This is a genomic window from Shinella sp. M27, assembly GCF_049199905.1.
In the GTDB taxonomy this organism is placed as follows: domain Bacteria; phylum Pseudomonadota; class Alphaproteobacteria; order Rhizobiales; family Rhizobiaceae; genus Shinella.
Genome location: NZ_JBLZPK010000039.1, coordinates 1 through 18,177, shown reverse-complemented (window position 1 = coordinate 18,177; position 18,177 = coordinate 1). Strand labels below are relative to the sequence as shown.

The window sequence follows — 18,177 nt, the reverse complement described above, 5'->3', positions numbered from 1 at the left end:
TCATGAACATCACCCTGCGGCAACTCAGGGCCTTCATCGCGGTGGCCGAACTCGGCCAGTTCAATCTTGCCGCCCGAAACATGCATCTCACCCAGTCGGCGGTCAGCATCCTCATCCGCGACCTGGAATCGGAAATCGGTGTGCGCCTGTTCGACCGGCACACGCGCATGGTCTCGCTGACCCTCGTCGGTCAGGAATTCCTGCCGCAGGCGCGAAAGATCCTGAAGGATCTGGAGCTTGCGGTCGGCGATGTGCGCGACAACGCCTCGCTGAAGCGCGGCCAGGTGACGATCGCCGCGGCCATCGTGCTCGCCGCCACCATCGTACCGCCGATCATCGCGCGCTTCCTGCGCATGTATCCGGAAATCTCCGTGAATATCAGGGATATGCCGGAAGAGCAGATCACCCCGGCGCTGAAGCGCAACGAGGTGGACATCGCCGTCGGCACCCTGTCGGAGGATGACCCGGAAATCACCGCGACGCCGCTCCTGCGCGACAAGCTGATGTTCATGTGCCGGGAGGATCATCGTTTTGCGCGGCGCAAATCCGTGCGCTGGGCGGAGCTGAAGGACGAGACCCTCATCACGCTCGCCGCCGCCAATCCGTTGCGCAGCATCGTCGAGCACAATCTCATCCGCGTGGTGCCGAACTATAGGCCGAAATACGAGGTGCGCTTCTCGACGACCGCCATCAGCATGATCGCCGCCGGCATGGGCGTCGCCGTGCTGCCGGAGAACTCGAGCCAGCTCGCCTCCGCCGTGCGCGTGACCACGGTCGATCTCGTCGATCCGCACGTCATGCGCGACGTCTCGCTTCTGCAGCGCCGCCATCACAGCCTTTCGCCGGCCGCGGAGCACCTGAAAGCGGTGTTCATTGCCAGTGCTGCCGAGCGCGCGGGTTCTACGGAACGGGAGGCCAGGGAATAGCTTTCTTCCGTGCACAGAAAGCCTGTTGATCCCTCGCAATGCGTCTGGACGGCGCGCCCGTGATCGCGCTTTAACGGAACGTGCGGAATGCGATTTCCGCCCTTCAGCCTGCCGATCGGACGACAATGCCAATTCATGAACTTGCCGCGCTCGGCGCCGCGACCTGCTGGGCCCTGACGGGGCTGATTTCGGCGGGACCTGCCGGCCATCTCGGCGCACCGACTTTCAACCGTGTCCGCCAGATTTTCGTGACAGGACTGCTGACGCTCTACGTTCTCGCCACCGGCGCATGGCGCGAACTGGATGCGACGACGGTCGGTCCGTTGCTGCTGTCGGGCTTCATCGGCATCTTCATCGGCGATACCCTGCTTTTCTCGACGCTCAACCGCGTCGGCCCGCGCCGCTCCGGCATCCTCTTCGCGCTGAATGCCCCCATCGCCGCCCTGCTCGGCTGGCTGGTGCTGGGCGAGGCGCTGTCGGTCTCGGCCGTTGCAGGTATCGCGCTGACGGCGGCGGGCGTCTTCCTCGCCATCATCTTCGGCAAGCGCAAGGCGCAGATGCACGAGTGGGAGACGATCAAGGGGCCGCTGTGGATCGGCGTGCTGCTCGGGCTCGGTGCGGCAACCGGCCAGGCCATCGGCTCGATCATCGCGCGGCCCGTCATGGAAACCGGGCTCGACCCGTTCGTCGCCTCGCTGCTGCGCGTCGGCGTTGCGGCCGCCTGTCTCAGCGTCATGGCGCAGCTGCCGATCGCCTCCGTCAAGCCGAAGGGACCGCTGACGCTGAAGGTCCTGGCCATGACGGCGCTGACCGGCTTTACCGCCCTTGCCATCGGCATGACGCTGCTGCTTTTCGCGCTTTCGGGCGGCAAGGTCGGCATCGTCTCGACGCTCTCGGCAACCTCCCCCGCCATCATCCTTCCCATGCTGTGGCTGCGGACGGGAGAACGGCCGGCGGCTGGCGCCTGGGCGGGGGCCGCTCTCGTCATTCTCGGCATGGGCCTGATCTTTATTCGCTAATGCTTATTCATGCCCCTTGCGAAAAACTGCTGTACCGAATGGTGGATAAAATTTTAAGCGAAATCTAACGGTCGAGGCCTACGACTGGACCAGTTTCTCCAGCTTAGGCAGCCGCCATGCGCAATATCCCCATCATCGGTAAGTTCCTCGTCATCCTCTGCGCTTTCGGCCTCTTCGTCGCCGGCGTGACCGCCTACAGCACCTCGCGCATCTCCTTCATCGATACGTCCTATTCCACGCTTCTGGACGAAGAATCGACCGCGACCCTGATGCTGGCGCGGGCAAGCCGCAGCCTCGTCTCGATCCGGTCCGCCATCGCCGACATCCTGATTGCGCGCACGCCCGAGGCAAAGGAAGCGGCCGTTGCGGACATGAAGCTCAGCGAGGGCTTCTTCTCCAAGCAGATGGATGCGGCCAGTGCCGCCGCGCCCGCAAACGAGCGGATAAAGTCCATCAAGACGGCAGCGCTCGACGCGTTGAACAGCCAGTGCAGCGCGCTGATCGCAGCGGCCAGCGCGGCGCTGGACGACGCTGCGGTGACCAGCACCCAGGGTGATTTCGCCGCGACCTGCAAACCCGCCTTCGCCACCGTGATCAACGATATCACCGATGAGATCGGCAAGATCACCACTGTCGGCGAAGCGCGCCACGAAGCCCTCATCAAGGCCACGCGGACCACCATTCTGACGACGATCCTCGCGGTCGTCATCGGCCTGGCGGTCATCCTCGTCGCCGGCTTCTTCGCCGTGCGTGCCTGGATCGCCCGCCCGTTGAACATCCTTTCCGGCACCATGACGACGCTCGCCAGCGGCGACCTCGATGTGGCGATCGCCGAGACCGAGCGCCGCGACGAAGTGGGCGGCATGGCGCGCGCCGTGCAGGTCTTCAAGGACAACGGCCTGCGCACCCGCGCGCTCGAAGCCTCCTCCGAGGCCCAGCGCACCGCGACCGAAGCCGAGCGTGAACGCAGCGCCGAAGTCGACCGGGTGCGCGCCGCCGCCATGGCCGAGGCGACCGAAGGCCTTGCCGGCGGTCTGAAGCGCATGGCCGACGGCGATCTCGCCTGCGAGCTGACGCAATCCTTCGCCCCGGAATTCGAGACCCTTCGCCAGGATTTCAACGCCGCCGTCGGGCAATTGCGCAGCACGCTGCAATCCGTCTCCGAAACCACCGGCGCCATCGACAGCGGCTCGCGCGAACTGAGCCAGGCCGCCAACGACCTGTCGCGCCGCACCGAACAGCAGGCCGCGGCCCTCGAAGAGACCGCCGCCGCCCTTGACGAGATCACCGCCAACGTCTCCAACTCCTCCAAGCGCGCTGAAGAGGCCCGCGCCAAGGCATCGGAAGCCACCGGTTCGGCCAACCTTTCGACCAAGGTCGTCTCCGATGCCGTCTCGGCCATGCAGCGCATCGAGGAATCCTCGCGCCAGATCTCCAACATCATCGGCGTCATCGACGAGATCGCCTTCCAGACCAACCTTCTGGCCCTGAATGCCGGTGTCGAAGCCGCGCGTGCCGGTGAAGCCGGTAAGGGCTTTGCGGTCGTCGCGCAGGAAGTGCGCGAACTCGCCCAGCGCTCGGCACAGGCGGCAAAGGAGATCAAGGAACTGATCCGTCATTCCGCCATGGAAGTGCAAGGCGGCGTTCGTCTGGTCACGGAAACCGGCGAGGCGCTGAAGATCATCGGCCAGCATGTCAACGACATCAACGGCCAGCTGAACGCCATCGCGACATCCGCCCGTGAACAATCCCTCGGCCTTGTCGAGGTCAATGCCGCCGTCAACCAGATGGACCAGACGACGCAGCAGAATGCCGCCATGGTGGAGCAGTCGACCGCGGCCAGCGCGTCGCTCGCCACCGAAGCCGAGCGGCTGCGCCAGCTAGTCGGCCAGTTCCAGGTCGGCGGAACGTCGAGCCGTGCTGTGGCGCCGGCAAAGGCACCCGTCGCGGCCGCCAGCACCGTCTCGCGGCCCATCGCCTCGCCGGCCCGCCGCATGGTCGGCAAGATCGCCAGCGCCTTCGGCGGCGGCGGTGCCGCCGTGCCCGCGGTGGAAGCAGGCTGGGACGAATTCTAAGGGAAATAGCCGTCTCGCCGGGGCTTGTTGCCTCGGCGGGATGCACCGTTCCTACAGCCAGCCGTTCTTGCGGAACCGCCAGTAGAGGAAGCTGCAGGTCGCCACGATGGCGGTGAGCACCATCGGATAGCCGTATTCCATCCTGAGTTCCGGCATATCGGAAAAGTTCATGCCGTAGATGCCGGCGAGCGCCGTCGGCACGGCAAGGATCGCCGCCCAGGAGGCCAGCTTCTTGGAAATCGCCGTTTCCTGGCTCTGCCCGACCAGCAGGCTCGCCTCGAAGGCGAAGGCCAGCACTTCGCGCAGGCTGTCGATTTTTTCCTGCACCGTGCGGATATGGTCGGTAACATCGCGAAACAGCGGATGCATGGCTGCCTGAATTTGCGGCAGATCGGAACTCGTCAGCCGCCGGCAGACCTCCACCAGCGGCAGCGCGGCGTTGCGCAGGCGCAGCAGATCGCGCCGCATCATGTAGAGCCGCTCGATTTCCGGTCCGGTCATCGGCTTGAGCAGCACCTTGTCCTCGATCTCCTCGACCTCGTATTCGAGCTGCTCCAGCACCGGCATGTAGTTGTCGACGATGAAATCGAGGATGGCGTAGAGCACGAAATCCTCGCCTTTCGCCAGCGAATGCGGACAGGTCTCCCAATGCTGGCGGACGGTGGCATAGGAGGTCGAAGGGCCGTGCCGCACGCTGACGATATAGCCCTTGCCGACGAAGAGATGCGTTTCGCCGAACGTGACGCGACGGTCTATCAGCTGCGCGGTGCGTGCCACGATGAACAGCGCATCGCCATATTGCTCGAGCTTGGGGCGCTGATGCGGATGCTCGGCATCTTCGATGGCAAGATCATGCAGGTGGAACTGCGCCTGCACGCGCAAAAGAAGGTCGCGGCTCGGCTCCAGAAGCCCGATCCAGACGACATGGCCTTCCTTTCCCGCCCAGGCGCCGGCCTCCTCGATGGGGATATCGGCAATGCGCCGCCCGGCCATGTAGACGCTGGAAGCAACGATGCCCTCTTCCGCAGAGACGCGCGCGAATGTACGCACATGATCCATCATCCCCTCCGTCCGGCCGATCGTCCTGATGTGATGGACGTCGCCGACCGCTAATTTAGCGTAGATTCGCAAATGCTTCGAGGAAAAGCTTGCTCTTTGCCAAGCGAGAAACGGCTCTGCCTCCTACCTTGCACCCCGCCGCCTAATTTTTAGGCACGCCGCCTCTTCCTTGCGCGACGCCGCGGCGCGCCAGGTGCACGAGGTCGCGATAATGCAAAAAATTCCGCGGATTTCGATGCCGATTTCAATCTGGCACGGCGCATGCATTCGACAGATCAGTGACTGCCGACAGGATGTCCGGTGGTCTTGGAACCAAGCGTCACGTGAGAGAACGAAATGACCAAGTTTAAGCTCGAATACATCTGGCTCGACGGCTGCAAGCCCACCCCGAACCTGCGCGGCAAGACCCTCATCAAGGAATTCGATGCTTTCCCGACGCTCGACCAGCTCCCGAACTGGGGCTTCGACGGCTCCTCGACCCAGCAGGCCGAAGGCTCCAGCTCCGACTGCGTACTGAAGCCGGTCGCTTCCTATCCGGACCCGGAGCGCAAGAACGGCGTTCTCGTGCTCTGCGAAGTCATGATGCCCGACGCCAAGACGCCGCATCCGTCCAACACCCGCGCCGAAATCCTCGACGACGAGGGCGCCTGGTTCGGCTTCGAGCAGGAATATTTCTTCTACCAGAACGGCCGCCCGCTCGGCTTCCCGGATGCCGGCTTCCCGGCCCCGCAGGGCCCGTATTATTGCGGCGTCGGCTTCAGCAATGTCGGTGGCGTCGCCCGCAAGATCGTCGAAGAGCATCTCGACATCTGCCTGGCTGCCGGCATCAACCATGAAGGCATCAATGCCGAAGTCGCCAAGGGCCAGTGGGAATTCCAGGTGTTCGGCAAGGGCTCGCGCAAGGCCGCCGACGAAATCTGGCTCGCCCGCTACCTGCTGCAGCGCCTGACGGAAAAGTACGGGATCGACGTCGAATACCACTGCAAGCCGCTCGGCGACACCGACTGGAACGGCTCGGGCATGCATGCCAACTTCTCGACCGAATATATGCGTGAAGTCGGCGGCAAGGCCTATTTCGAAGACCTGATGGATGCGTTCGCCGAAGCCCGCGCCGACCACATCGCCGTCTATGGCCCCGACAACCACATGCGCCTGACCGGCAAGCACGAGACCGCCTCGATCCACCAGTTCAGCTACGGCGTGGCTGACCGCGGTGCCTCGATCCGCGTCCCGCACAGCTTCGTCAACAACGACTACAAGGGCTACCTGGAAGACCGCCGCCCGAACTCGCAGGGCGACCCCTACCAGATCGCTTCGCAGATCCTGAAGACGATCGCCACGGTCCCGACCGACGTCGAAAACCGTCAGGCCGCCTGATATTTCTCACGGCAAGCCGACAACGAACGCCCCGCCTCTTGCGGGGCGTTTTTCGTTTCTTGCGGGGGATACGAAAAACACCTCTTGAAAGCGGGCGCAGGAGGGGTGAGTAAAGCCGATAGCATTCCTATATGGAGGCGTGCCAATTCCGGCAGATCGATTTCCTCCCGTGAAACAAGGTTGAATTTCATGACCGAAAAATCACCCAGCGACAATTTCCCCGCCGGCTACCAGCCGCCCAAGGTCTGGGAATGGGAACAGGGCAATGGCGGCGCCTTCGCCAATATCAACCGCCCGACCGCCGGCCCGACTCAGGACAAGGACCTGCCGGTCGGCAAACATCCGCTGCAACTCTATTCGCTGGCCACGCCGAACGGCGTGAAGGTCGGCATCATGCTGGAGGAGCTTCTCGCCGCCGGCCACACGGACGCGGAATATGACGCCTGGCCGATCCGCATCGGCAATGGCGACCAGTTCGGCTCCGGCTTCGTCGATGTCAATCCGAACTCCAAGATCCCGGCGCTGATGGATCATGCGCCGAAGGGCGGCGGCGCGCCGGTGCGCGTCTTCGAATCCGCCTCGATCCTGCTTTATCTTGCGGAAAAGTACGGCGCCTTCCTGCCGAGCGAACTGCGCGCCCGTACGGAAACCTTCAATTGGCTGTTCTGGCAGATGGGCTCCGCACCCTTCCTCGGCGGCGGCTTCGGCCATTTCTATGCCTATGCGCCGATCCACATCAAATACGCCATCGACCGCTATGCCATGGAAGTGAAGCGCCAGCTCGACGTGCTCGACCGCCATCTCGCCGATAATCAATATGTGGCCGGCACCGACTACACGATCGCCGACATGGCGATCTGGCCGTGGTATGGTGCCCTCGCACTCGGGCAGGCTTACGGCGATGCCGGCACCTTCCTCGATGTGCAGAGCTACAAGAACGTCCAGCGCTGGACGGCCGAGATCGCCGCACGCCCCGCCGTCAAGCGCGGCCGCATGGTCAACAAGCTGACCGGCGATCCGTCCGAACAGCTGCATGAACGCCACGACGCCTCCGACTTCGACACGAAGACGCAGGATAAGATCGGCCAGAACGGGACCTGAGGACTATGGGAAAAGCGACCCTGCCCGACATGATCAAACACCGCGGCTTTCCCTCGGGCATGCCGGGCACCGGTGTCCAGTTCACAATCCGCCGCGCCAATCCGCGCGGGGTGACGCCCGTCAAGGCGCTGCCCCGCAAGGCACGCGCGGGAACGGCCGAATACCGTATCGACGCCGCCTTCATGCATGCGCTCTGGCATCATTTCGGCGCCGAACCCTTCGAGCGCGGCAATCTCGATGCCGCACGCCTCAGCCTGCTCTTCGGGCGAGAAGTCGTGGCGGCCGACAACGACTTCGATCCGCTGTCCTACGAGGCGATGCTCCAGATCAACGAGCGCGTCGCCCGCCAGAGCTTTCCGGAATCCTTCGAGAACTTTTTCGAGATTTGACGGCGCGCTACTTCAGCGCAAGAACCACCGACCCGGCAACCGGGTCGGTCACGCCGAGCCCGCCGCCCAAGTCCTCCAAGGTCGCGCGAAAACTGTCGAGCGTGGCAATCATCTGCGGCCGGCACCCCGCCAGCGCATCCATGCTGTCCCACTCGGCGACGATGCAATAGCGCCCCTCGCCCGACTGGATCATATTGGCATGGAGCAAGCCCGGCCAGTCGGCGACGACATTGCGATGGGCATCGAGAAAGGCCGCCTCCATGCCCGGCTTGACTTTGAAACGCACGACATTGAATGCGGTCATGGCAGCCTCCGGTACGGATGAAACCTTGTTGTCCCCAAGCCGCCAGATTACCATGCCACAAGAATGAGAGAAAGCTAAAATGCCCGCCGCCGGAGCACGAGATAGACGGCGCCCGCGCTCATGATCGCCAGGGCATACCAGGTCAGCGCATAGACCAGATGGCTGTTGCGGAAGGTCACGACCGTCAGCCCACCGATGGGAAGACCGCCCATGTTGGGCGTCGCATCCGCATCGATGAAATAGGGCTCGACGTTCGTCAGTCCCTTCGCCGCTGCGATGGCCGCCACATCCCGGGAGAACCAGCGATCATTTGCCGGGTCGTTCGCGCGCAGGAAGGCGCCGCCGGGTTCGCTCAGGCGCAAGAGCCCCGTCACGGAGACCGGCCCGGCGGCCAGTTCACTGGCGAGACGCGCCTCGGGAGACCGCTTGTCCGTGGGAACGAAGCCGCGGTTGACGAGAACGGTCGATCCGTCGGCCTGCCTTAGTGGCGTCACCACCCAGAAGCCCGTTCCGCGTTCCGTCACGGCCTGCACCAGCACCGATTGTGCATGATCGAAGAGGCCGGTCGCGGTGACGCGGCGGTATTCGTCCTCCGCCGGATCGATCGTACCCGAAGGCGCCGGCACCGGATCGGCATGGATGCGTGTCTCCACGCGGGAAATGAGGTCGAGCTTCCAGAACAGGCGCTGCACCTGCCAGCTGCCAAGCGCGACGAAGATCACAACAAGGCAGAGCAGGAAGACCGTCAGGGCCAACCGGGTGCGGGAGGACAGCTTGCCCTCCCGGTCCGACACTTGATCCGCGCTCATCGCCACGTCACGGCATGTTCTTCATCATCTCGTGGGTCATCGGCATCATGTTGGCATTGAGATGATGCATGACCCAGAGCGAGCCGGCGAGCGCGATGCCGACGATGATGAGCGTGAAGATCAGCGCCATCATGGTCCAGCCGCCCTCCGAGCGGGTATTCATGTGCAGGAAATAGACCATGTGCACGACGATCTGTACGACGCCGATGCCCATGACGAGGACCGCGGTGAAGAGCTTGCTGTCGAGCACGTCGCCCATGACCAGCCAGAACGGGATGGCCGTCAGGATGATCGAGAGCACGAAGCCGATCATGTAGCCCTTGAACGAGCCATGGCTCGCGCCGTCATGGTGATCGTGATGGGCGTGGTCGTGAGTGGGGTTCGCGCTCATCCGAGGACTCCGAGCAGATAGACGAAGGAGAAGACGCCGATCCAGATGACGTCGAGGAAGTGCCAGAACATCGACAGGCACATCAGACGGCGGCGGTTTTCAGGCGTCAGGCCGCGCTTCTTGACCTGCACCATCAGCGTGATCAGCCAGATCGTGCCGAAGGTAACGTGCAGGCCGTGCGTGCCGACCAGCGTGAAGAAGGACGACAGGAAGGCCGAACGGGTCGGGCCGGCGCCTTCGAGGATCAGGTGGTAGAACTCGTAGAGTTCCAGCCCAAGGAAGGCCGCGCCGAACACGCCGGTGATGCCAAGCCAGACCAGCGTCTCCATCTTGGCGTTGCGCTCCATCTGGAGCATCGCGAAGCCATAGGTGATGGAGGACAGAAGCAGCATCGCCGTGTTGATGGCGACGAGGTTGAGGTCGAAGAGATCGGCCGGTGACGGACCTGCGGCATAGTTGCGGCCGAGCACGCCATGCGTTGCGAAGAGCACGGCGAAGATCAGGCAGTCGCTCATCAGGTAGAGCCAGAAACCCAGCATGGTGCTGTTTTCCGGGTGGTGCTCTTCCTTGAGGTAGAAGACCGGCTTTTCGTCAGGATTGTGGACTTGGGTCGCGCTCATGGGCTCAGGTCCGTTCTGCAAGCAGCGTCGTGCGCGCATCTTCCGTCGCCGTCACGGTCTCGGCGGGGATGAAGAAGTCACGATCGTAGTTGAAGGTATGGGCGATCGATACCGCTATGATGGCGATGAAGGAAACGGCCGCGAGCCACCAGATGTACCAGATCAGCGCGAAGGCGAGCACGATGCTGATGCCGGCGAGGATGACGCCCGTGCCGGTGTTCTTCGGCATGTGGATCGGCCGGAAGCCGTCGGTCGGACGCTCGTAGCCGCGGTTCTTCATGTCGTACCAGCCGTCATGGTCATGCACGACGGGCGTGAAGGCGAAATTGTAGTCCGGCGGCGGCGAGGAGGTCGACCATTCCAATGTGCGGCCGTTCCAGGGGTCGCCGCTGTCGCAGCGCAGTTCGTCGCGCTTCCGATAGCTGACGACGAGCTGGATGACGAAGGAGGCGATGCCGATGGCGATCAGGCCCGCACCGAAGGCTGCGATGATGAACCAGATTTGCAGGGACGGGTCCTCGAACTGGCTAACGCGACGGGTCACGCCCATCAGGCCGAGCACATAGAGCGGCATGAAGGCGAAGAAGAAGCCGATCTGCCAGAACCAGAAGCTCATCTTGCCCCAGAAGGGATCGAGCTTGTAGCCGAAGGCCTTCGGGAACCAGTAGACGACGCCCGCCATCAGGCCGAACAGCACACCGCCGATGATGACGTTGTGGAAGTGGGCGATGAGGAACAGCGAATTGTGCAGCACGAAATCGGCCGGCGGGATCGCGAGCATCACGCCCGTCATGCCGCCGATGACGAAAGTCACCATGAAGCCGATCGTCCAGAGCATCGGCACCTCGTAGCGGATGCGGCCGCGATACATGGTGAAGAGCCAGTTGAACATCTTCGCCCCCGTCGGGATCGAGATGATCATCGTGGTTATGCCGAAGAAGGCGTTGACAGAGGCGCCCGAGCCCATCGTGAAGAAGTGGTGCAGCCACACCAGATAGGAGAGGATCATGATCACGCAGGTCGCATAGACCATCGAGGCATAGCCGAAGAGGCGCTTGCCGCAGAAGGTGGCGACGACCTCGGAGAAGATGCCGAAGGCCGGCAGGACGAGGATATAGACTTCCGGATGGCCCCAGATCCAGATGAGGTTGATATACATCATCGGGTTGCCACCAAGGTCATTGGTGAAGAAGTTTGTGCCGACATAACGGTCGAGCGACAGCAGCGCCAGCGTGGCCGTCAGGATCGGGAAGGTCGCGACGATCAGGATGTTCGTGCAGAGCGAGGTCCAGGTGAAGATCGGCATCTTCATGAAGGTCATGCCCGGCGCACGCATCTTCACGATGGTCGCGATCAGGTTGATGCCCGACAAGGTCGTGCCGACACCGGCGACCTGAAGGCCCCAGATATAATAATCGACGCCGACGCCGGGACTGTAGTCCGCGCCCGAGAGCGGCGGATAGGCCAGCCAGCCGGTGCGCGCGAATTCGCCGACGAACAGCGACATCATGATGATGATCGCGCCGGCCGTCGTCATCCAGAAGGAGAAGTTGTTGAGGAAGGGGAAGGAGACATCGCGCGCGCCGATCTGCAACGGCACGACATAGTTCATGAAGCCGGTGACGAAGGGCATCGCCACGAAGAAGATCATGATCACGCCATGGGCGGTGAAGATCTGGTCGTAGTGATGCGGATTGAGGTAGCCCTCGTTGCCATTGAAGGCGATCGCCTGCTGGATGCGCATCATGATCGCATCTGCAAAGCCGCGCAGCAGCATGATGATGGCGAGAATGATGTACATGATGCCGATCTTCTTGTGATCGACGCTCGTGAACCATTCGTTCCAGAGGTAGCCCCAGAGCTTGAACTTCGTGATGAGCGCCAGAACGGCAAGACCGCCGATGGCCACGGCCGCGAAGGTCACGACGAGGATGGGCTCGTGATAGGGGATCGCTTCAAGGGAAAGCCGACCGAAGAGGAATTTCGTGAGGCTGATGTCACCGAACATGGGATCGTCCAATAGCTTATCGAGTGCGCATCCGCGTCAAGCGCGGGTGCCATGAAATCTAGTGCGACTGGTGCGCGTCGTGGTTCATCGTGGCCGGCTCCTCCTGCCGCTCGTCGATGCCTTCGGCGGGCTCTTCGCTGCGCGCGGCATTGCCGGTTTCCGGGAAGGTGGCGGCAGGCGCCTCTTCCGCGGTGTGCCGGTTGTCGTGCTCCAGCTTGGCCTTGTTCTCGTGGCTCTCCTTGCCGGCACCGCCCATCATGTCGATATGCATCATGTCCTTCATGCACATCTGGCCCTCGCGGGCGCACATGTTGAGCACGGCTTCGTAAAGCCCGTTCTCGACGGTCGCGTAGTAGCGCACCGGCTCCTTGGTGCTCGGTTTTTCAAGCTTCAGATAGGCATCGCGGTTGAGCGCGGTACCGTTCTGCTTCACGCGGGCGACCCAGGCATCGAAACCGGCCTGATCCACGCCGTGGAACTTGAAGCGCATATGCGAAAAACCGTCGCCGCTGTAGTTGGACGACAGGCCCTCATACTCGCCGGCCTTGTTGATGACGGCGTGCAGCTTCGTCTCCATGCCGGGCATGGTGTAGATCATGCCGGCAAGGGCGGGAACGTAGAAGGCATTCATCACCGAGGAGGCGGTGAGCTTGAAATTGATCGGCACGTCGACGGGCGCCGCCATCTCGTTGACGGTGGCAATGCCGTAGTCCGGATAGAAGAACAGCCACTTCCAGTCGAGCGCCACGACCTCCACGGTGATCGGTTTCACCGCTTCGGTAACGGGCCGGGCCGCATCGATCCGGTCGAGCGGGCGATAGGGATCGAGCTTGTGCGTGCTCACCCAGGTGATGGCGCCGAGCGCGATGATGATGGCGAGTGGCGCCGACCAGATGATCACTTCGAGGCCGGTCGAATGGTGCCATTCGGGATCATACTTTGCCGCCGTGTTCGACTGGCGGTAGCGCCAGGCGAAGAACAACGTCAGGAAAAGCACGGGCACGATGATGACAAGCATCAGGATCGTCGAGATGACGATGAGGTCTCTCTGCTGCGCCGCAATATCGCCCGAGGGCGACATGACGACCAAATTGCACCCCGAAAGGGTGGCCATCATCAGGGCAAAAACGGTGAATCTTCGGGCTAAACTGAATTGCTTCGGCATTTCGGCCTCAACTTGCGTTCTGTCTAGTCGGCAATAGTCGTGTATGGCCACGGTTGGAAATGAGGTCCATCGTCGCAGCGCAGCATTCTGTCGCAGGAGGTTAGTCAATCAGGGACTATCTGTCGATGCGCGTTTGTACTAGCGCATTAGAAATGCCCGTTATCAATTCCGGCACCTGAAGGACAATGTGCTCCGGTTCGCGATCTGTCCTTGATATCGGACGCCGATTGATCAACATTCTAACCACATGACGCAAATCCGCGCGGAGGAGTTCATGAGTTCGGCCACCCAACATCCCACATCATCCGGCCTGGAACGGGATGCGCGTCGCATGCATCACGACGACAAGCCATTGTCGCCGGGCAGTGTCGCCATCGGCGTGGTCATCGGCCGCACTTCCGAATTCTTCGATTTCTTCGTCTACGGCCTCGGCTCCATCCTGGTCTTCCCGAAGCTGATCTTCCCCTTTGCGTCGAGCGCGGTCGCGGCGACCCTGATGTCGTTTGCGCTGTTCCCGCTGGCTTTCCTTGCGCGTCCGGTCGGCTCCTTCGTCTTCATGTGGATCGACCGGAACTACGGGCGCGGCACCAAGCTGACCGCAGCGCTCTTCATCCTCGGCGGCTCCACCGCCTCGATCGCCTTCCTGCCCGGCTATGACACGATCGGCTACTGGGCCGTTGCGCTGCTCGCACTCTTCCGGCTCGGACAGGGCTTTGCGCTTGGCGGCGCCTGGGACGGGCTGGCCTCGCTGCTCAATCTCAGTGCACCGGAGAACCGCCGCGGCTGGTATGCAATGATCCCGCAGCTCGGCGCGCCCTTCGGCTTTGCGCTGGCCAGCATCCTCTTCGCCTATTTCGTCACGAACCTTTCCGAGGCGGATTTCCTCGCCTGGGGCTGGCGCTATCCGTTCTTCGTTGCCTTCGCGATCAACGTCGTGGCGCTCTTCGCACGCCTTCGCATCGTCGCCAGCAAGGAATTCGGCGCGGCCATGGAAGCGCAGGAGCTTCAGGCCCGGCCGATTTTCGAAATGCTGAGCAAACATGCGATGGACGTCGTGCTCGGCGCTTTCGTGCCGCTCGCCAGCTTCGCCATGTTCCACCTCGTCACGATCTTCCCGCTGTCCTGGGTCACGCTGACGGGCGGCCAGTCGGCCGCGCAGTTCCTCTGGGTGCAGGTGGCGGGTGCGGCGGTCGGCGCGGTCGGCATCGTCCTGTCGGGCGTCATGGCGGACCGGATCGGCCGGCGCAACCAGTTGATGGTCGGCGCGATCCTGATTGCGATCTTCTCCTTCTCCGCGCCCTTCCTGCTCGATGCCGGCGGCAAGGGGCAGGATGCCTATATCCTGATCGGCTTCTTCATCCTCGGCCTGACCTTCGGCCAGTCCTCGGGCGCCGTCTCCTCGCGCTTCACGCAGCAATACCGCTATACGGGAGCGGCCCTGACCTCCGACCTCGCCTGGCTGCTCGGCGCCGGCTTTGCGCCGCTGGTGGCGCTCGGCCTTGCCACCACCTTCGGCATCGTCTTCATCGGCGGCTATCTGATATCGGGCGCCATCTGCACGATCGCGGCGCTGACGCTGACCCGCGCCATCGCCCGGTAAGGGGCGCGGATCGTCAATCCAGCGGCGGGCTATGAAGCCCGCCCTCGCCTAGCCTCCAGACCCGGTGCTTTCGATCAAGACCGGAAAGGCGCGGCCCGAATTCGTTTGGTCGAGCCCCGACCCTTGCTCCGTGCTATCAACGGCTCACCGATTCTCAGTTTGTATCGTCATGAGCCCCAAAACCCGCGGTTACCTTTTCGCCTTCCTGGCTATCTGCATTTTTGCCGGCCAGGACGCGATCACCAAATATCTTGGCGATCGTTATCCCGCGCTGTTCATCACGATGATCCGGTTCTGGGCCTTCGCGCTGTTTGTCAGCGGCTTTGCCGCGTCGTCGCCGGGCGGTCTGCGCCGGGCGATCCGGACGCGCCGCCCGTGGCTGCAGATATCTCGGGGCCTCCTGCTCGTCGCCGAAATCGTCCTCATCGTCTTTGCCTATGTGCATGCCGGCCTTGCCATGAGCCAGTCGATCTTCCAGGCGACGCCGCTCATCATCACGATCCTGTCGATCCCGCTGCTGGGCGAGGCGGTCGGCTGGCGGCGCGGCACCGCCGTGCTGGTCGGCCTCATCGGCGTGCTCGTGATCATCAATCCCGTCAACGTGCATTTCGACCGGTCGCTGCTCCTGCCGCTCGGGGCCTCCGTGCTCTTCGCGCTCTACAGCATCGCCACACGCGCCGTCAGCCGCGAGGATTCGGCCGTCACCAGCCTGTTCTATGCCGGCACCGCAGGCGCCGTCGCGATCTCGCTGATCGGCCCGTTCTACTGGACAGAGGTCATTGCCTCCGACTGGTTCGCGCTCGCCGCGCTCTGCATCTGCGGCACCCTCAGCCACTATTTCCTGATCCGCGCCTACGGCCTCCTGCCCGCGGCGGAAATCCAGCCGGTCACCTATTTCCAGCTCGTTCTCAACGTCATCCTCGCCGTTACCCTGTTTAACGAGATCATCACCCTTAATATGGTGATCGGCGCCGCCATCGTCGTCGGCGCCGGCCTCTTCACCATCTGGCGCGAACACCAGCTGGCGAGACGCGCGTCGGCCGGGACGCCCTCTACCTGAAGGCCAATCCGAACCACATCGCCGCTGCCTTCGACGTCACAGCGTTTTCCTCGACAGCGGCATCATTCGAGACACCGTCGTAACGCGCGGTGCATCGATGCGCTCTCCCCTTCTCTCCACTGTGATATTTCACCGTGTTGACAATATAGAAAATAGCTTTATCACTTAGCTATCTTGTAAAGCTTTACTAGGAAGGACGGGCGATGGAGGAGCGGCAGTTCCGCAATGCGCTTGCCGAATATGCGACCGGCGTGACCATCGTCACGGCGCGCACGAAGAGCGGCGAGAAGATCGGCATGACGATGACCTCGTTCAACACGGTCTCGCTCGATCCGCCGCTGGTTCTGTTTTCCGTCGGCCTCAAGGCGCTGAGCCTGCAGGCGCTGCGCGAGGCGGATGCCTATGTGGTCAACATCCTCGCCCGCACGCAGGAAAACCTCTCCAACCAGTTCGCCCGCGCGTCGAGCGACAAATGGGCCGGCGTGCATCACACCGACGGCCACAAGGGCGCACCGCGGCTGACCAACGCCATCGCCCAGTTCGAATGCGAGCCCCACGCCTGCCACGACGGCGGCGACCACCTGATCTTCCTCGGCCGCGTGGTGAATTTCCGCACGTCCGATACGGCGGCCGAGCCGCTGCTGTTCTTCCGCGGCCGCTACCACAGCGTCGCCGGCCCGCGCATCGACGTCGATGCCTGGCCCCTGCCCCTGCACTACTGAACCCCTCTGGAGGATGGACATTATGAGCAAGCCCGAAATCAAATCCGGCAAGGAGCATCTTGCCAGCCTGCGCGACGGCCGCGAGATCTTCATCAACGGTGCGCGCGTCGACGACGTGACGTCGCACCATGCCTTCCGCAATGTCGCTCGCTCGGTCGAGACGATGTTCGACTTCGCCAAGGCCCCCGAAAACACCGACCTGATGACCTATCTCACTCCGGAAGGCGGCCGCGCCAACCGCATCTGGGAACTGCCGGGCAGCTATCAGGATCTCGTCAAGCGCCGCGCCGGGCTCGAAGCCTGGACGGGCCTGCATGGCGGCTTCCTCGGCCGCGCGCCTGACCACGTCGCCTCCTGCCTTGCCGGCATGTATATGGGCCGCAACGTCTTCGAGGACTACAATCCGAAATTCGCCCGCAACCTCGCCGACTATTACAAATATGCCCGCGACAACGACCTTTACCTGACCTATGTCATCATCAACCCGCAGGCCGACCGCTCCAAGAATGCCGCCGAACAGGCGGACCCGTTTCTGACGGCCAGCGTGGTCGACCGCGACGCCGAGGGCATCACGATCCGCGGTGCAAAAATGCTGGCGACCGGCGGTGTCGTCGCCAATGAAGTCTTCGTCACCTGCATCCAGCCGCTGAAGGCCGGTGAAGAGAACTACGCCGTCTCCTTCGCCATTCCGATGAATGCCAAGGGCCTGAAGATCCTGTCGCGCAAGTCCTATGAGGCGGCCTCGCCTTCGGTCTTCGACAACCCGCTGGCCAGCCGCTTCGACGAGAACGACGCCGTGCTCTATTTCGACGACGTGAAGGTTCCGTGGGACCGCGTCTTCGTCGATGGCGACGTCGCCATGTGCGCCAAGCAGTTCCATGCGACGCCGGCGCATGTCTATCAGAACTACCAGGCGATGATCCGCTTGTCGGTGAAACTGCGCTTCCTCGTCGGCATCGCCAAGCGCACCACCGATGTCAACGGCATCTCGCAGTTCCCGCAGGTGCGTGAAATGCTCGGCCAGCTCGCGGCGGAAGCCGGCATGGTGGACGCGCTGGTCGCGGCCATGGAAGCAAAGGGCAAGCAGGTCGGATCGTATTTCGTGCCGGATGCCGGCACGCTCTACAGCGCGCAGGTGCTGACGCAGCAGCTCTATCCCAAGATCCTCAACACGCTTCGCGAGCTTGCCGGTGGCGGCATGATCATGCTGCCCTCCTCGGTCGAGGATTTCGGCAATCCGGAACTGGCGCGCCTCATCGACAAGACGCAGCAGTCGCCCGCCGCCTCCTCGCGTGACCGCGTGAAATTCTACAAGCTCGCTTGGGATGCCGTCGGTTCGGAATTCGGCTCGCGCCATCATCAGTACGAGATGTTCTATGCGGGTGCGACCTTCGTGACAAAGAACCACGCCTTCCGCACCTATGACTGGTCGGCCGCCGACAGCCTGCTGCAGAAAATGCTCGATTCCTATTCGCTCGATGACAGCCTGAAAGCCGCCGACGCCGCCTAAGCCAGAAGAAGTGCGCTTTCGCGGATGCAGTGGATCCTCGGG

At 62.8% G+C, this 18,177-nt stretch carries 17 protein-coding genes; 10 read left to right on the top strand and 7 right to left on the bottom strand.

The genetic code is table 11. The features are described 5' to 3' along the window. The first annotated feature begins 2 nt into the window (after positions 1 to 2). The 3 genes from ACOZK4_RS15690 (at position 3) to ACOZK4_RS15680 (ending at position 4,020) form a co-directional block, all read left to right on the top strand. Positions 3 to 926, top strand: a complete 924-nt coding sequence (locus ACOZK4_RS15690; RefSeq protein ID WP_421592682.1) for a LysR family transcriptional regulator — start codon at positions 3 to 5, stop codon at positions 924 to 926. A 125-nt stretch (positions 927 to 1,051) separates the two neighbouring features. Then, positions 1,052 to 1,945 (top strand): DMT family transporter, encoded by an 894-nt coding sequence (locus ACOZK4_RS15685; RefSeq protein ID WP_421592681.1) that lies wholly within the window; start codon positions 1,052 to 1,054, stop codon positions 1,943 to 1,945. Positions 1,946 to 2,061: 116 nt separating this feature from the next. Further along, entirely contained in the window at positions 2,062 to 4,020 is a 1,959-nt protein-coding gene (locus ACOZK4_RS15680; protein ID WP_421592680.1) for a methyl-accepting chemotaxis protein, read from the top strand. A 51-nt stretch (positions 4,021 to 4,071) separates the two neighbouring features. On the opposite strand, the gene ACOZK4_RS15675 is transcribed toward ACOZK4_RS15680, so the two are convergent. Next, a complete protein-coding gene (locus ACOZK4_RS15675) occupies positions 4,072 to 5,079 on the bottom strand; it encodes a magnesium and cobalt transport protein CorA (RefSeq protein ID WP_421592679.1) in 1,008 nt (335 codons plus the stop codon). Positions 5,080 to 5,415: 336 nt separating this feature from the next. Between ACOZK4_RS15675 and ACOZK4_RS15670 the strand changes: the two genes are divergently transcribed. The 3 genes from ACOZK4_RS15670 (at position 5,416) to ACOZK4_RS15660 (ending at position 7,946) form a co-directional block, all read left to right on the top strand. Further along, entirely contained in the window at positions 5,416 to 6,456 is a 1,041-nt protein-coding gene (locus tag ACOZK4_RS15670; protein WP_313528673.1) for a glutamine synthetase beta-grasp domain-containing protein, read from the top strand. Between the two features lie 189 nt (positions 6,457 to 6,645). After that, positions 6,646 to 7,557, top strand: coding sequence for a glutathione-dependent disulfide-bond oxidoreductase (gene yghU / locus ACOZK4_RS15665; RefSeq protein WP_421592678.1), 912 nt, complete (start codon positions 6,646 to 6,648; stop codon positions 7,555 to 7,557). A gap of 5 nt (positions 7,558 to 7,562) precedes the next feature. Further along, positions 7,563 to 7,946, top strand: coding sequence for a hypothetical protein (locus ACOZK4_RS15660; RefSeq protein WP_313528677.1), 384 nt, complete (start codon positions 7,563 to 7,565; stop codon positions 7,944 to 7,946). Positions 7,947 to 7,953: 7 nt separating this feature from the next. Here ACOZK4_RS15660 and ACOZK4_RS15655 read toward each other — a convergent pair whose 3' ends face one another. The 6 genes from ACOZK4_RS15655 to cyoA all read right to left on the bottom strand — a co-directional run bounded on the left by ACOZK4_RS15655 (position 7,954) and on the right by cyoA (position 13,243). Beyond that, the gene (locus ACOZK4_RS15655) at positions 7,954 to 8,250 is read right to left on the bottom strand and encodes an antibiotic biosynthesis monooxygenase family protein (protein WP_313528679.1); all 297 of its coding nucleotides are present in this window, start codon (positions 8,248 to 8,250) and stop codon (positions 7,954 to 7,956) included. Between the two features lie 74 nt (positions 8,251 to 8,324). Beyond that, a complete protein-coding gene (locus tag ACOZK4_RS15650) occupies positions 8,325 to 9,059 on the bottom strand; it encodes an SURF1 family protein (RefSeq protein WP_421592677.1) in 735 nt (244 codons plus the stop codon). A 7-nt stretch (positions 9,060 to 9,066) separates the two neighbouring features. Then, on the bottom strand, positions 9,067 to 9,450 hold the full coding sequence (gene cyoD / locus ACOZK4_RS15645; protein WP_313528683.1) for a cytochrome o ubiquinol oxidase subunit IV: 384 nt from the start codon (positions 9,448 to 9,450) through the stop codon (positions 9,067 to 9,069). Further along, positions 9,447 to 10,070: a cytochrome o ubiquinol oxidase subunit III gene (cyoC, locus tag ACOZK4_RS15640; protein WP_313528685.1), complete on the bottom strand. Its 624-nt coding sequence runs from the start codon at positions 10,068 to 10,070 to the stop codon at positions 9,447 to 9,449. Before cyoC ends, cyoD begins: the two co-directional genes overlap by 4 nt. A 4-nt stretch (positions 10,071 to 10,074) precedes the next feature. Further along, positions 10,075 to 12,078 carry a cytochrome o ubiquinol oxidase subunit I gene (gene cyoB / locus ACOZK4_RS15635; protein ID WP_421592676.1) on the bottom strand — a complete coding sequence of 668 codons (2,004 nt, stop codon included), beginning with the start codon at positions 12,076 to 12,078 and terminating at the stop codon, positions 10,075 to 10,077. 58 nt (positions 12,079 to 12,136) lie between these two features. Beyond that, a complete protein-coding gene (gene cyoA / locus ACOZK4_RS15630; RefSeq protein WP_421592675.1) occupies positions 12,137 to 13,243 on the bottom strand; it encodes a ubiquinol oxidase subunit II in 1,107 nt (368 codons plus the stop codon). A gap of 274 nt (positions 13,244 to 13,517) precedes the next feature. Here cyoA and ACOZK4_RS15625 point away from each other — a divergent pair, with 274 nt between their 5' ends. From ACOZK4_RS15625 to ACOZK4_RS15610, 4 genes are all read left to right on the top strand, one after another. Beyond that, a complete protein-coding gene (locus tag ACOZK4_RS15625) occupies positions 13,518 to 14,843 on the top strand; it encodes an MFS transporter (protein WP_421592674.1) in 1,326 nt (441 codons plus the stop codon). Between the two features lie 169 nt (positions 14,844 to 15,012). Beyond that, on the top strand, positions 15,013 to 15,903 hold the full coding sequence (locus ACOZK4_RS15620) for a DMT family transporter (protein ID WP_421592673.1): 891 nt from the start codon (positions 15,013 to 15,015) through the stop codon (positions 15,901 to 15,903). 203 nt (positions 15,904 to 16,106) lie between these two features. After that, positions 16,107 to 16,625 (top strand): flavin reductase family protein, encoded by a 519-nt coding sequence (locus ACOZK4_RS15615; RefSeq protein ID WP_313528695.1) that lies wholly within the window; start codon positions 16,107 to 16,109, stop codon positions 16,623 to 16,625. Between the two features lie 22 nt (positions 16,626 to 16,647). Next, a complete protein-coding gene (locus ACOZK4_RS15610; protein ID WP_421592672.1) occupies positions 16,648 to 18,135 on the top strand; it encodes a 4-hydroxyphenylacetate 3-hydroxylase family protein in 1,488 nt (495 codons plus the stop codon). Positions 18,136 to 18,177: the final 42 nt, after the last annotated feature.